12 protein-coding genes are annotated in these 14,664 nt (G+C 65.2%); 8 read left to right on the forward strand and 4 right to left on the reverse strand.

Going from position 1 to position 14,664, the window contains the following annotated elements:
* Positions 1-97: 97 nt before the first annotated feature.
* Both RIA72_RS09485 and RIA72_RS09490 read left to right on the forward strand, forming a co-directional pair.
* A complete protein-coding gene (locus tag RIA72_RS09485) occupies positions 98-817 on the forward strand; it encodes a helix-turn-helix domain-containing protein (RefSeq protein WP_350031939.1) in 720 nt (239 codons plus the stop codon).
* A gap of 32 nt (positions 818-849) precedes the next feature.
* Positions 850-2,679, forward strand: a complete 1,830-nt coding sequence (locus RIA72_RS09490; protein ID WP_350031940.1) for a DUF885 domain-containing protein — start codon at positions 850-852, stop codon at positions 2,677-2,679.
* Positions 2,680-2,681: 2 nt separating this feature from the next.
* Here the strand turns inward: RIA72_RS09490 and RIA72_RS09495 are convergent, their stop codons facing one another.
* The gene (locus RIA72_RS09495; RefSeq protein WP_350031941.1) at positions 2,682-3,977 is read right to left on the reverse strand and encodes an HD-GYP domain-containing protein; all 1,296 of its coding nucleotides are present in this window, start codon (positions 3,975-3,977) and stop codon (positions 2,682-2,684) included.
* 228 nt (positions 3,978-4,205) lie between these two features.
* Between RIA72_RS09495 and RIA72_RS09500 the strand changes: the two genes are divergently transcribed.
* The 3 genes from RIA72_RS09500 to RIA72_RS09510 are packed head-to-tail and all read left to right on the forward strand — an operon-like array spanning position 4,206 to position 8,154.
* Positions 4,206-6,236, forward strand: a complete 2,031-nt coding sequence (locus RIA72_RS09500) for a TonB-dependent siderophore receptor (RefSeq protein ID WP_350032096.1) — start codon at positions 4,206-4,208, stop codon at positions 6,234-6,236.
* A complete protein-coding gene (locus tag RIA72_RS09505) occupies positions 6,233-6,814 on the forward strand; it encodes a hypothetical protein (RefSeq protein WP_350031942.1) in 582 nt (193 codons plus the stop codon). Before RIA72_RS09500 ends, RIA72_RS09505 begins: the two co-directional genes overlap by 4 nt.
* Positions 6,811-8,154 carry a PepSY-associated TM helix domain-containing protein gene (locus tag RIA72_RS09510; protein ID WP_350031943.1) on the forward strand — a complete coding sequence of 448 codons (1,344 nt, stop codon included), beginning with the start codon at positions 6,811-6,813 and terminating at the stop codon, positions 8,152-8,154. The genes RIA72_RS09505 and RIA72_RS09510 overlap by 4 nt, the downstream gene beginning before the upstream one ends.
* 35 nt (positions 8,155-8,189) lie before the next feature.
* Here RIA72_RS09510 and RIA72_RS09515 read toward each other — a convergent pair whose 3' ends face one another.
* The gene (locus RIA72_RS09515; protein WP_350031944.1) at positions 8,190-9,056 is read right to left on the reverse strand and encodes a GNAT family acetyltransferase; all 867 of its coding nucleotides are present in this window, start codon (positions 9,054-9,056) and stop codon (positions 8,190-8,192) included.
* A 251-nt stretch (positions 9,057-9,307) separates the two neighbouring features.
* Here RIA72_RS09515 and RIA72_RS09520 point away from each other — a divergent pair, with 251 nt between their 5' ends.
* Positions 9,308-10,330: a hypothetical protein gene (locus tag RIA72_RS09520; RefSeq protein ID WP_350031945.1), complete on the forward strand. Its 1,023-nt coding sequence runs from the start codon at positions 9,308-9,310 to the stop codon at positions 10,328-10,330.
* Between the two features lie 67 nt (positions 10,331-10,397).
* On the opposite strand, the gene RIA72_RS09525 is transcribed toward RIA72_RS09520, so the two are convergent.
* Positions 10,398-10,829 carry a helix-turn-helix domain-containing protein gene (locus RIA72_RS09525; protein WP_350031946.1) on the reverse strand — a complete coding sequence of 144 codons (432 nt, stop codon included), beginning with the start codon at positions 10,827-10,829 and terminating at the stop codon, positions 10,398-10,400.
* A gap of 84 nt (positions 10,830-10,913) precedes the next feature.
* Here RIA72_RS09525 and RIA72_RS09530 point away from each other — a divergent pair, with 84 nt between their 5' ends.
* Entirely contained in the window at positions 10,914-11,411 is a 498-nt protein-coding gene (locus RIA72_RS09530) for a DUF2938 domain-containing protein (RefSeq protein ID WP_350031947.1), read from the forward strand.
* 36 nt (positions 11,412-11,447) lie between these two features.
* On the opposite strand, the gene RIA72_RS09535 is transcribed toward RIA72_RS09530, so the two are convergent.
* On the reverse strand, positions 11,448-12,836 hold the full coding sequence (locus RIA72_RS09535) for a helix-turn-helix domain-containing protein (protein WP_350031948.1): 1,389 nt from the start codon (positions 12,834-12,836) through the stop codon (positions 11,448-11,450).
* Between the two features lie 161 nt (positions 12,837-12,997).
* Between RIA72_RS09535 and RIA72_RS09540 the strand changes: the two genes are divergently transcribed.
* Positions 12,998-14,590 carry an isocitrate lyase gene (locus RIA72_RS09540; protein ID WP_350031949.1) on the forward strand — a complete coding sequence of 531 codons (1,593 nt, stop codon included), beginning with the start codon at positions 12,998-13,000 and terminating at the stop codon, positions 14,588-14,590.
* The last annotated feature ends 74 nt before the right edge of the window (positions 14,591-14,664 follow it).

Raw genomic sequence — 14,664 nt, forward strand, 5'->3', positions numbered from 1 at the left:
GCCAAATTGCGGTGACGGGATGACCGATTGCCCTCGACGCGATAGACAGGCCCGATGCCGCACATGATCCGCCCCCGCTTTCGCTTTCACTAGGTCGATGGGATCGCCGTGTTTCGCCGACGCGCCGCTCGGCCTGCTCGAACATGTTCCGAACGAACTGCGCCCGCGCCATTGCCATGACGGCGCCTTTGTGGCGGTCGTGCTCGAGGGCGGCTATCAGGAGGCGGGCGATGAGGGCCGCTTCGACGTTCGACCCGGCGACGCGCTGATCCATCACCCCTTCGAATCGCACCTCGACCGTGTCGAGGCAAAGGGGGCGCGGGTGCTTCTTCTCGGCCTCTCCCCCGCACTCGCGGACACCGCACATGTCCGCGGACGCGTCGCCGATCCCGACCTGCTCGTGCGGCTCGCCGCGCGCGATCCGCGCGCCGCCACCGCGGCCTTCGCCGAACAGTTCGTCGCGGCGCCCGATGCAGCGCTCGACTGGCCCGACTTGCTCGCGCGCGACCTGCGCCGCGGCGAACCCATCCTGCTCGGCGAATGGGCCGAGCGCACCGGAGTGCGCGCCGAAACGCTGAGCCGCGGATTCCGCGCCGCCTATGGTTGCACGCCCAAGGCTTTTCGCGCCGACGCGCGCGCTCGCGCCGCCCTCGCGGCGATTCGCGCGGGCGCCGAACCGCTATCCGACATCGCGCACCGGCTCCATTTCGCCGACCAGGCGCATATGACACATGCAATCGCACGGCTGAGCGGCGCGACGCCCGGCGCGTGGCGCCGCGTCAAGTCGATACAAGACGCCGTCGATCCCACCGTGTAGTGCGCAAACAACACAGTTGATCGGAGATTCGCATGCTCGACCGCCGCACCCTTATCGCCAGTCTCGCCGCGACGTCGGCGCTCGCGGGCTTCCGCAATCCTGCTGCGGCGCTGACTGCCCCCGCGACCACCGGCGAGGGCGCAAAGCTGACGGCGATCTACGAGCGTCTGTACGACCGTCTGGTCGACGAAAGCCCCGAGTTTGCGACCGCGCTCGGGCTCGACAAGGACGCGCGCGCACCGCTCAAGGCCCGCCTCGACGACCGTTCGCCCGCGGGTATCGAAAAGAACCACCAGCTTTATCGCGATGGGCTTGCGGAGCTGAAAAAGATCGACGTGTCAAAGCTTTCGGGCATGGACCTTGTAAACTATGAAACCTTCCGCGGTCCGTGGGAATATTTCGTCAAGGCTTATGACACATTCGACTATGGCCTCCACAGCTGGCCCGAACCGCACCCGGTGACGCAGCTCAGCGGCACCTACCGCTCGATCCCCGATTTCCTCGCCAACCAGCACAGCATCGCGAACGCCGCCGACTCCGAGGCCTATCTGGCGCGCTGCGCCGATTTCGCGGTGCAGCTCGACAATGAAACCGGACGGATCAAGGGCGATCATGCAAATGGGGTCATCCCGCCCGATTTTGTCATCGACCGCGCGCTCGGCCAGTTCGACCGCATCTGGGCGCCCGCGCCTGACGCGCACGGACTGACGAAGAATCTTGCCGTCAAGACAAAGGGCATCCCCGGCGACTGGGCAAAACGCTGCGCCGCAATCGTCGAAGGCAAAATCTATCCCGCGATGCGCCGCCAGGCCGCCGAACTCCGCGCCGTGCGCCCGCGCGCGACGCACGATGCGGGTGTCTGGCGCCTGCCCAAGGGCGAGGAATATTACGCCTATGCACTGCGCTATGCGACGACCACGGGCATGTCGGCCGCGGAGGTGCACCAGCTGGGACTCGACCGCGTCGCCGACCTGAGCGCGCGCGCCGACGCGATCTTCAAGGCGCAAGGGATGACCAAGGGCACGGTCGCCGAACGAATGCGCGCGCTCGGCAAGGATCCGCGTTTTCTCTATCCCAACACCGATGAAGGGAAGGCGAAGCTGATCGCCGAGCTCAACGCCCAGATGCAGGCGATGCAGGCGCGGCTGCCCGAGGTTTTCGGCCGCTTGCCGAAAGCGACCGCCGAAATCCGCCGCGTTCCCGCCGACATCGAGGATGGCGCAACCGGCGGCTATTACCAGATCCCTGCGCTCGACGGTTCGCGCCCCGGCGCTTATTATATCAACCTGCGCGACACCGCGGAAAATCCGTCGTGGACGCTGCCGACGCTGACCTATCACGAGGCATCCCCCGGCCATCACCATCAGATCGCGCTCGCGCAGGAAGCGACGGGCATTCCGCGCCTCCGCCGCCTTCCCGCTTATTCGGTCTATACCGAGGGCTGGGGCCTCTACGCCGAGCAGCTCGCCGACGAGATGGGCGTGTATGAAAACGACCCGTGGGGCCGCCTCGGCTACCTCCAATCCTATATGTTCCGCGCCGCGCGCCTCGTCGCCGACACGGGCCTTCATCATTATCGCTGGAGCCGCGAAAAGGCGATCGCCTATTACAACGACACGCTCGGTACCCCCGAGCCGTCGAACATCACCGAGATTGAGCGCTATTGCGTCTGGCCGGGACAGGCGACGAGTTACATGGTCGGACAGACGCGCTGGGTCGCGATCCGCGAAAAGGCGCGCGCTGCGCTCGGCAACAAATTCGACCTTCGCGCTTTCCACGACACCGCGCTGGCAGCGGGCGCGATGCCGATCTCGGTGCTCGAATCGGTGGTCGATCGCTGGGTCGCGGCGCAACAGGGCTGAAGTCAGCCGCTGGCGGCGGGTTCGCCCAGGTCCGCGGCCAGCACCCCCGCCACGACGCCCCGCCAGTCATCGAAGCGCCAAAAGCCGGGGCTCGACCGGCCGACGATGCGCAGTTGGCGGTCGCCGGGCCCAATCGCCAGATCGGCAGGCCTCACTTCGGCCAACAGATTGCAATCAAAAAAGGTTCGCACGATCACCGCCGCGCCATCCGGACCCGCGCTGCCGATGACGATCGCCAGCATCGCGTTCGAAAGGCTCACCAACGTCCCGACGGGATAAATGCCCAGGCTGTCGGCGAACTGGTCGAGGAGTTGCGGGTCGAAGTGCCCTGTCCAGCGCTGCATGGCGGTCAGCGCTTCGCAAGGCGTCCACGCCCCCTTGTACGGCCGTTCCGACGTCACGGCGTCATATACGTCGCAGATCGCCCCCATGCGGGCATAGAGGGACAATTGATCGCCCGCGAGTCGGCCGGGATAGCCGGTCCCGTCAATTTTTTCATGGTGGCGCAGGCACACTTCCAGCGCAGCGGCGGGAATATCGCCCGATTGCTTCAGAAAGGCATGACCTGCCTCGGGATGCAGCTCGACTGCGCTGCGCTCATGCGTCGTGAGCTTGCCCGGCTTGAACAGCACATCGTCGGCAATCGCGACCTTGCCGACATCGTGCAGCAATCCCGCAACCCCCAGTTCCTGCACCTCGGCCTCGTCGAGCTTCAGGTGGCGAGCGAAATTGATCATCAGCGCACAAACCGCCACCGAATGCAGATAGGTATATTCGTCCTTCTGTTTCAGCCGCACCAGGTCGATCATCGCGCGCGATTGCCGGTGGATCGATTTGCCCACCGTCTCGGCCAGCGCCGCAATCCGCCGCGTCTCGACTGCCCGGCCCATCCGGGCCGCCCCGAACAGGTCGATCACCGCCTGCTTCGATTTGGCAATGATGCGCTCGGCGCGGCGACGTTCCGCCGAATAGCTTGCCGGACGTGCGGGGCGTGCGCCGGGCGGCGGCGCAAAGATCCGCGCCCGCCGCCGCTCGACCCCGTGCCAAGGCGGCGCCAACCCCGGAATCGCCTTGCGCCGCCCGACAGGCGCAGCCTCGGCGTCGGGGTCGCGGATCATCCGGCTGCGGCTGCGATCGACGATCACCCCCCTTACGTCCGACGACCGGATGCGCGCCAGCTGATCCTCGGTCTCGACCATGAACCGGCTACGCCAGAAGGGATGGTCGATCCACCGCCCGTCGAATGCGTCGACGAACATGCCGATTTCAACCTCTTCGGGCTTCATGTGGAGCAACATCGTTTCGGTCCCGCGGGGGCGCCACGCCCTCCTGTCCATTAACGCCGGAACGCTTCGATAATTAAGCAATTATCGCGCGCCGCAGGCGCGTCTTTCGCGGCATCCGTCCCGCCGGAACATATTAATCGGTCGATCACATGTTGCTAATGCGACTGCCTCGCATTAGTGAACGCCACGACTCATCGGAACAATCAGGGGAAAATCAAAGTGAAAACCGCGCGTATCGTCATGCTCGTCTGCACCGCGCTGACCAGCGGCACCGCACATGCCGCCGACGCGGCGACGGCCGATTTCGAGGATCAGGACCAGATCGTCGTCACCGGCTATGCGGGGACCAAGACCGATACCGCGCTGATCGAACTGCCGCAGCCGGTGAAGGTCATCACCGCCGACCAATATGAGGCACAGGGCGCGATCAACATCAGCGACACGGTGAAATATGCCGCGGGCGTGCTTGCCAACCCCTATGGCCGCGACACGCGCGTCGACGGTTTCAACGTCCGCGGTATCGACGCGCTGCAATTCCGCGACGGGATGCGCGACATCTTCTCCTACTATGCCAGCATTACCTCCGACCCCTATAATTTCGAGCGCGTCGAAATCGTCCGCGGCCCCGCGTCGGTGCTCTTCGGCCAGGGCTCGATCGGCGGCCTCGTCAACCTCGTGTCGAAAGCCCCCGGTTTCGAAACGCAGGGCGAAATCAGCCTCGTCTACGGCAGCTACGACCGCAAAGAAGTGCTCGCCGACGTCAATCTGGCCTTGTCCGACAGCGTCGCGATCCGCGCGGTCGGGCGGGCGCGCGATTCCGACACTTATGTCCAGCACGTTCCCGACGACCGGGTGATGTTCGCGCCCTCGCTCCGCTGGAAGCCGACGGCAGACACCGACGTCGTCCTGACCGGGCTGTATCAGGAGGACGACACCGGCTCGACATCGCAGTTCCTGCCGATCATCGGCACCTTCCGTCCCAACCCCGGTGCGCCGGGGCCGCTCGACCGCTATACCTTCGTCGGCAAGCCGGGCTGGGATCGCTACGCCGGTCGCTCGCTCCAGGGCATGGCCAGCGTCACCCATGATTTTTCGGATGCGGTGCGGCTCAGCCTGAAGGCACGCTACATCGACAGCGACCTTGAGTATTTCACTCATTATACGAACAGCTATTCCAACCCCACCGACCCCTTCGCCGCCGACCGCCGCACCATCGGCCTTTACGCCGACGCCAGCGACGCGCGGATGAACGTCTTTTCGACCGACAATAATCTCCAGTTCAATTTCAACACCGGTGCCAATGTTGAGCACAAGCTGCTCGTCGGCGTCGATTACAGCTGGAACAAGGTCGGCAAGCGCGGGGTGTTCGGGTTCGAAACAATCGACCTCTACGACATCGATTATGACGCGCTGCTGACCTATGATCCGACCGGCCCCTTCGCCTATGATTCGCAGAAACAGCTCGGCGTCTATGTCCAGGACCAGATCCGATTCTTCGACCGCGTCTCGGTGGTTCTCGGCGCGCGGCGCGACCGCGTGACCTCGTCGGCGGGGAACAAGGACAATGCCACGACGTTTCGTGCCGGCATCATCGGCGACATCGGCGCGGGCCTCTCGCCTTTCGTCAGCTATACCGAAAGCTTCCTGCCGATCGCCGGGCGCAACGAAAATGCCGATGGCAGCGTCGGCGACCCGTTCCGGCCGCAGACCGGCGAGCAATGGGAAGCGGGGATCAAGTGGAACCCGCGCCCCGGCACGCTCGTCACCGTCACCGGCTTTCGCGTCAAGGAACGCAACCGTGTCCTCTATCTCGCGGGCGGCGGCACCGCCCAGTCGGGCGAGCTCACCACCAAGGGCATTGAGTTCGAGGCGAGCCACAGCCTGCCCGGCAATTTCGACCTGCTCGTCAATTACGGCTATAACAAACTGAAATCCGAAGTGAATACCGACCTCGACTATCTGCCGCGCCACATCGCCTCGATCTGGTCGACCAAGACCTTTGGCCTGCCCGACGAGGCGCAGCTGCGGCTTGGCGCCGGTGTCGTCTACACCGGCAAGCGCCGCTCGACCGGGCCGGCCTGGTCGCTCGTCACCCCCAGCAACACCACGGTCGATGCGCTCGCCGAGGTCAGCTGGAACAACTGGCGTTTCGCGGTCAACGCAACGAATTTGCTCAATAACAAATATTTCGCCTCATGCCTCGCGCGTGGTGACTGCTTCACCGGCGCGCCGCGCAATGTGATGGCGACCCTCGGCTACCGCTTCCGGTGAGTGCGACCGCGCTCCTCCTATGGATCGGCACCGCGGTTATCGTCGCCGCCGTGCTTCAACTGCGCCGTGCATGGGGCCTGCCGCGCCGCTCGACGGCGGCGAACACCATCGGCTGGACGCTGCTGCTCACGGGCGCCATCCTTGCGCTCGCGGGCAACGGCGCGTGGGGTCTCGCGGTCGCATCGCTCGCCGGCATGGCCACCGCCGCGCTGCTTCTCGCCCACGCCGGCTGGACCGCGCCCAAGGGCAAGGGCCGCGCGTCGGACCGCAAGGCGCATATGCTTCCCAAACGCGGCGAACCGCGTGCATTGGGCCGCCGCCTGCTGACCTTCCTCCTCACCGTCCCGCTCGCCTTTGCGGCATCGCTGCTCGCCGCGCTCGGCGCGCGCGCGCTCGCGGGGATGGCGGGGTGGAGCGACGCCGACGGCAACGCCATGACGCTCCTGCTCCTCCCGCTCCTCTGGGGCATCCTCGCTTTCTGGCTGCTGATGCTGCCGCGCCGCCGCGCGCAATGGACCTGCCTCGCCGTCCCCGCCACCATCGGCCTCGGCCTGATCTTTATCGGAGGCGCTGCATGACGCTCGCCATTTCCAAGGACGCCGTCCAGCGCGCGCTTTCGGGGCACGCCGCGATCGGCCTGCTCGCCTCGGCGCTGCTTTACCTCATCTGCCTTACCGGTACCGTCGTCGTTTTCTATCAGGAATGGCAGCGGATCGAACAGCCGGACGCGCCCGAAATGGCGGCGATCGACCCCGATGCGGTCCAGCGCGGCGTCGCCGCGGTGCTTGCGACCGAACAGGGCAAGCCCGCCACCACGCATCTTTACGTCCATATGCCGGTCGAGAGCCTACCGCGCACGACGATCACCACCGATCATCAGGCGTTCCACATCGATGCGGCGGGCAAGATCGCGGCCCCCGAGGAAAACGCCTGGTCCGAATTCCTGCTCGGCGCCCATTATGCACTCAACATTCCGGGCCTCGTCGGGATGACGATCGTGGGCATCTTCGGGGTGATGATCCTCGCGCTGTCGCTGTCGGGAGTCGTCGCGCACCCGCGCATCTTTCGCGATGCCTTTCGCCTCCGCGCGCGCGACAATCATGGCGTCGGCCTCGCCGACTGGCATAACCGGCTGAGCGTCTGGACTTTGCCCTTTTCGCTCGCAATCGCGCTCACCGGATCGATGATCGGGCTCGGCGTCGTCGGTGCCTACGGCCTTGCCGCCGCCTTTTACAAAGATGACGTCGAGGCGGCCTACGCCCCGATCTTCGGCGAAGAACATGGCGCCGACCCTACCCCCGCCCCGCTTGCCAACGTCGCCGCGCCGCTCGCCTGGCTGGCCAAGAACCATCCTGAGGTGCGCCCCACCTATGTCATCCTTCACGACCCCGGCACGCGCGGCCAGCATATCCAGCTCATCGCCGAGCATCCGCGGCGCCTGATCTATGGCGAAACCTATCAATTCGGCGCCGACGGACACTATCACGGCAAGGTCGGGCTGTCCGACGGCCACCTGGGGCAACAACTCGCCGCTTCGACCTACAATCTTCATTTCGGCAACTATGGCGGCCTTCCGATCAAGCTCGCCTATATTCTCTTCGGTCTCGCGCTCACCGTCGTCGTCGCCACCGGCACCTCGATCTGGCTCGGCAAGCGCCAGCGACGCGGCCTCCACGAACCTCGGCTGCGCGCGGGCTGGGACGGCGTGATCTGGGGCGTTCCGCTCGCGCTGGCTCTAACGTTCCTTGCGCGCCTGATTCTCGGCAACGGCGCGCCGCTGATCGCGATCTTCTGGACGCTGACCATCGCGATCCCGCTGCTCGCGATCGCTGTTCCGGCACCGCGCCCGAAACGGCTGCTGCAATATCTGCTGGGTGCGAGCCTCGCCCTGGCGCTCGCGAGCTGGTTTGTCGTTTAAGGACAGCGCCTTCGGCGTCGAGGCGGGGGCCCGCGTCACGCACTGTCCAGGCGTTTTCCCATGCTCATGCGCGCTTCGGGCGCATAGCCGTGCCGCCGGTAGAAGGCCGCGACCGCCTCATTCCCCTCGCGGATCTGGAGGTTGATCTTTTGACAGCCGCGACGCCGCAGACGCGTTTCGGCCTCCTCGATCAGCGCTGACCCGATGCCCGATCGGCGCAGCCCTTCGGCGACCGCAACGGCGTACAGCCAGCCGCGATGACCGTCATACCCCGCCATGGCCGTGCCGACGACCACGCCCTCCGCTTCGGCGACCAGGAACAGGTCGGGTTGGATGCGCAGTTTTTCGGGGATCGCGATGTGCGCGCGATTCCAGGGCGGATCGCCGGGAAAAGCCGCCCGCCACAGCGCGTCCACTCCGTCGAAATGGCGCGCCTCATAGGTCGCGATAACCGGTGCGGTGCTGTCAAACGATGGCGCGGGACTCGTACTGCTCGACGGCGGGTTTCGGGGATGGAGCGGTATCGCCGCGGGCAGTTCCAGCCACTTGTGCTTGTCCTCGGCCCAGACGGCTTGCACCGGCATGGGGAAGTCGGGGTCGGCAAAGCATCCCGCCGCGACTCCGATCAGATGTGGCATCCGGTCGGGCTCCCACCAGACTGCAGATCCGCACGTGACACATGAATGGAAGGTGACGGCAAAGCCGCTCGCCGACGGCCGACGATAGCGCATCGTCTCACCCGCGAGGGTCCGCACCGCCTCGCGCGGGAAAAAGGCGGCGACGCAGAACAGCGAGCCGGTGCGCCGCTGGCAATCGCGGCAGTTGCACAGCGAGACTTTGGCCGGTTCGCCGCGGCATTCGATCCGCAGCGCCCGGCAATGGCACGCGCCCTCTCTGATCATGGTCCCAGCTACAATGCTGAGCGCGCACGGCGCAAACGATTCCATTGCCGCTTCCATTGCCCTTCGGATCGAATGGCGAAGCCCTCCGGTCCGCGCGCTCCCATGCGTTGGCAACGGCCTAACGCGGCTGCTCCTTCGGACAGCGCCTGTGTCTTCGACAAAAAAGGCCGATTTCAGCCATTTCGGGGTTGACCCCCTATGCCCCCGGCGGCCAACATGAGGTATCCAGACAATTGAACGGGGGGTGCGTAATGCGCAAAGCGATAGTCTTTGGTCTTTTGACAATCGGCCTTGCAGGATGTGGGGGCGGGGATTCCGCTACCGAAGCCGGCAGCGTCGACAAGGGCGGAGCGGCGACCGCCGCGACGGCAAGTCCGGATACCGTGCCCGCCAACAAGTTCGACGCGCGGATGTACAGCGTCAGCGAGGCGATGAATACCAGCGTCTTTGGCCTGAAGTTCGACATGACGATCGATCAGGTCCGGGCCGTGCTTGCCGAACAGGGATTTGCGATCCCCAAGGACTATGCCGACCGGGGCGACCCGCGCGTGCGCGGCGAATCGCTCGATCTCGGGCTGGGCCCGAACGCCGACAAGGCACCCGGAACGCGGCAGAAGATGAACTATAACTGGTTCCGTATGCCCGACGGCGTGTCGATCGACACGCCCCGCAGCCAGCGCCCGCGCGAGACCGAGATACTCGCCCCATGGTTCTACGTCGATGCAAAGGGCGAGCAGCGGCTATTCTCGGTCCACTATCGTCGCGGTTTCGATCCCAGCGTCGATCCGCGCGCTTACGCCGGGACGCTGGAAAAACGGTTCGGCGAGCCGAGCAAGATCAGCCGGAACCCGCAGAATGTTTCCGCCTTCTATTATATTCAGATGCCGATACCCGATGGTTATGAAGCCGATGTCGACGACCGCGAGAGTTTTGAGATGGCGCGGCAACAGCCGATCAAGGAAAGCCGTTATTTCTGTCTGACGGCGATGCGGCGCGATGTCGCGAAGTCGCCCACATCCGAATGCGCCAAGGCTCTGGCAGGCGACGGCGCCGGCCAGCGCCTCTTCACTGCGCTCAACGCGCGCAACAAGGGCCATCCCTTTTCACAGTTTCTCGAATATCAGGTGCTGGAAAACAGCATGACGCTCGAATTCCGCGCCGAATGGCTGCCCGAACTGATCCAGAGCGCGGCGGCCGAGCAGGAAGTGCGCGCCGAAATTGAAGCGCGCAAGGCCCGCGCCAGTACCCCCGCGGCCGCACCCAAGGGGCTCTGAAGCGACAGGGACAGGGCGCGGGGATGATATTGGCCAACACCCCGCGCCGCTCCGCGTCCTGCCGCCACTACTTCGCGCCACCAGGCCTTTTGCGATCGCGACGTGTCTGCGCCAGCGCCGCCAGTCGCAGCATCCGTGCAAAGCTGGGGCATTCGAAATGATCGGGTGCCGGACAGGCGGCGACGTGCCGCAACGCCCGCTGGGTCGCCGTCAAGCGGCTGATCGTCCGCCCGATTTCGTCCGCCTTCGCCTCTACCTGTGAGCGGTCGATCCGCGGCTTTCCGTTCGGGGCGAACATGGCGGCGATCTCGCGCAAACTGAAGCCGCCTGCCTGCGCCAGCGCAATCAACGCCAATTGTTGCAGGGTCGCGGGGTCGAATGTCCGTCGAAGGCCGCGCCGCCCGACCGATTCAATCAGTCCCTTTTCCTCATAATAGCGCAGCGCAGAAGCGGGCACGCCGGACCGCCGCGCAAGCTCGGCAATGTCGATCGGGTTCATCGCTTGACCTCAAGTGAACTTAAAGTGGCACTATCAGGGCGAATCGTCGTGCACAAGGCGCGTCGAAGAGCGAGCGGAGGCGATGTGACGGAATTGGAATGGATCATTCTGGTGGGCATCGGCGCGACCCTCACCATGGATGCGTGGAGCCTGCTTCTCCGCACCTTGTTCGGCACGGCATCGCTCGATTACGCTTGGGTGGGCCGATGGATCGGGCATCTGGCGCAGGGCCGGGTCGCGCATCTGCATATTGCTGCGTCGTCCCCCGTCGCGGGCGAACGGCTGCTGGGGTGGACCGCGCATTATGCGATCGGCATCGCCTTCGCCGGACTGCTCTGGCTTCTGGGCGGTGACGAATGGGCCCGGCAGCCGACGCCCTGGCTCGCGATCGCAACCGGGGTCGGGTCGATCGTTGCGCCCTTTTTCATCATGCAGCCCGCGTTTGGCCTCGGTATCGCTGCTGCAAGGACGCCGAACCCGACTTTCGCCCGTTTCCGCAGCCTGCTGACGCACCTTGCCTTCGGTCTCGGTCTTTATGGTTCGGCCTCGCTCGTGGCGGCCATGGCGTCGCCGCAGTTTTGAGACGGCGAGCCCCGAGATATTGCGAGGAACCCTCCCTCAATCCCCCGCGAAATCGAACGCGCTCACGCCGCGCTCGCCGTCGCGGAACCGCAGCGGGCGGCCGAGCGGCGGCATCGATCGCTGGACGCAGCCGGTGCGCGTGCAGCGGCGGCAGCCGAGCCCGATCGGCGTCGCGGGCGACCGCATCAGGTCGATCCCCCGCGCCGCGATCAGCGGCGCTGCAACCTTGGCATCGACCCCGACGCACACGGCGAAGCGCGCGGGCGTGCCGCTGCCCGTCGCGCCGGGCGCGGCGACGCTGCGGCTCTGCGTGAACCAGCGCGTTCCGTCCTCCAGCTCGACCAGGTCGGCGACGACCTCGCCCGGCCGCGCGAACGCTTCGTGCACACCCCACAGCGGACAGCGGGCGTCGCCATCGACCAGCGGCGACTGACTCGCTCCGGCGTAACGCTTGCTCCCTTGCCCTGCGCGGTCGATACGCAGCATGAAGAACGGCAGTCCGCGCGCGCCGACGCGCTGGAGCGTCGTCAGCCGGTGCGCGACCTGCTCATAGCCCGCACCGAAGCGCCGCTGAAGCAGCAGCAGGTCGTACCCCGTCGCGTCGCAGGCGCGGAGGAAACGACCATAGGGCATCATCAGCGCCGCGGCGAAATAGTGGATCAGATGCCGTTCGAACAATCTTGCCGCGGCGGACTCGGTAAATTCCGCCCCCGCGACGAGCGCGTCGATCTCGTCCTTCGCCTCGATCTGCGCCAGTGTCGCCGCCGCCTGAAAGGTCCGCGAGGCAGGGCGCAGCAGCTCATTCAGCATCAGTTGCCGCGCGTGCCAGTCGAGCCAGCGCAGCCGGTCGGGCATCACGTCGGCGGGCAGGATGCGGATGCCAAGCTGGTGCCGCGTGCGCAAACGCTCCGCAATCGTGCCGTACAGGTCGCCGCCCGCAAGCCGCAGCTCGTCGGCCAGATCCTCGGCGCGGGCGTCGAGATCGGGGAAATGATTGCGCCATTTCTCGATCGCGCGGCGCACCGCGGCGACTTCGGGCGCGTCGCCTTCACCTTCGGCCACCGTTTCGGGCATGGCATCGAACAGGCGTGCAAAGGCCGCCGCCGTCGCGGGCGCGGTCTGGAGCCATTCCTCGACATCCGATGCGCCGATTCCCAGATCGGCGAAGCGCGCGTCGGCGAGCCGCCGTCGCAGCCCCGCCACGCCCCCCGGCACCTCGTCGGCGTTCAGCGACGCAGCGTCGAATGCAAAACGCTCGGCCAGTTTGACCAATACCGTGGCACTTAACGGGCGCTGGCCATTTTCGATCAGATTGAGGTAGCTCGGCGAAATGTCGAGTGCTTCGGCCATCGCCGCCTGCGTCATCGCCGCCTCGCGCCGCACGCGCCGCACCGCCGGTCCCGCAAACACCCGCCGTTCCGTCATGGCTTGTAACTTTCTTTTCTAATTTACATGCTCTTTTACACCCTATCGGCCAAATTTACAAATATCATTGACAAAGCTTTTCACTTTCGGTGCGCGGCGGTGCACATTCTACCCATCACCCGGCCACTCTCCCGAACTGGTCGCACCGAAAGGACAAGACGATGGGCTACACCGAAGACATGGCACAGGCAGGCCGCCTCATCCGTGACTATGATGGCACGTGGGACGGCATCAGCGGCGAAAGCGTCGCCCGTATGCGCGCGCAGAACAAGTTCCGCACCGGTCTCGACATCGCACGCTACACCGCGCGCATCATGCGTGCCGACATGGCCGCCTATGACGCCGACCCTGCGAACTACACCCAGTCCCTGGGTTGCTGGCACGGTTTCATCGCGCAGCAGAAGATGATCTCGGTCAAAAAGCATTTCGGCACGACCAAGGGCCGCTACATCTATCTTTCGGGCTGGATGATCGCCGCGCTGCGCAGCGAATTCGGCCCGCTGCCCGACCAGTCGATGCACGAAAAGACCAGCGTTCCGGCGCTGATCGAGGAAATCTACACCTTTCTGCGTCAGGCCGACGCGCGCGAGCTCGGGATGCTGTTCCGCGACCTCGACGCCGCGCGTGCCGAGGGCGACGAGCTCAAGGCGAAGCAGGTCCAGGCCGCGATCGACAACCATGAAACGCACGTCGTCCCGATCATCGCCGACATCGACGCGGGCTTCGGCAATGCCGAGGCAACCTATCTGCTCGCGAAGAAGATGATCGAGGCCGGCGCCTGCGCGCTCCAGATCGAAAATCAGGTCTCGGACGAAAAACAGTGCGGCCACCAGGACGGCAAGGTCACTGTCCCGCACGAAGATTTCATCGCGAAGATCCGCGCCTGCCGCTACGCCTTCATGGAACTCGGCGTCGAGGACGGCATCATCGTGACGCGCACCGACAGCCTTGGGGCGGGTCTCACCAAACAGATCGCCTACAGCCGCCAGCCCGGCGACCTCGGCGATCGCTATAACAGCTTCCTCGACTGCGAAGAGGTCGAAGGCGCGGGCAACCCCGGCGACGTCCTCATCAACCGCGACGGCAAGCTGATGCGCCCGAAGCGCCTTCCCTCGAACCTCTATCAGTTCCGCCCCGGAACCGGCGAGGATCGTTGCGTGATGGATTGCATCGCCAGCCTGGAAAATGGCGCCGACCTGCTCTGGATCGAAACCGAAAAGCCGCACATCGAACAGATTGCCGGCATGGTCGACCGCATCCGCGAGGTTTTCCCGAATGCGAAACTCGCCTATAATAATTCGCCGAGCTTCAACTGGACGCTCAACTTCCGCCAGCAGGTTTATGACAGCTGGGTCGAGGAAGGCCGCGACCTGTCTGCCTACGACCGGGCGAAGTTGATGAGTGCCGATTATGACGAGAGCGAACTGTCACAGGAAGCCGACAACCGTATTCGCACCTTCCAGCGCGACGCGGCGAAGCGGGCGGGCATTTTCCACCACCTGATCACGCTGCCGACCTATCACACCGCGGCGCTCAGCACCGATAATCTCGCCAAGGAATATTTCGGCGAGGAAGCCATGCTCGGCTATGTCAAGGGCGTCCAGCGCAAGGAAATCCGCGAGGGGATCGCCTGCGTCAAGCACCAGAATATGAGCGGCAGCGACATCGGCGACGATCACAAGGAATATTTCGCCGGCGATGCGGCGCTGAAAGCCGCAGGCAAGGACAACACGATGAACCAGTTTGCGGCTTAACGGCCGCGGGGGCAGCGCATTCGCCCCCTGACACGAGCTCGGCGCGAGGGACCCGTTGCACCCCTCGCGCCAAC

The sequence above is a fragment of the Sphingopyxis sp. genome (assembly GCF_040216815.1).
GTDB lineage: Bacteria > Pseudomonadota > Alphaproteobacteria > Sphingomonadales > Sphingomonadaceae > Sphingopyxis.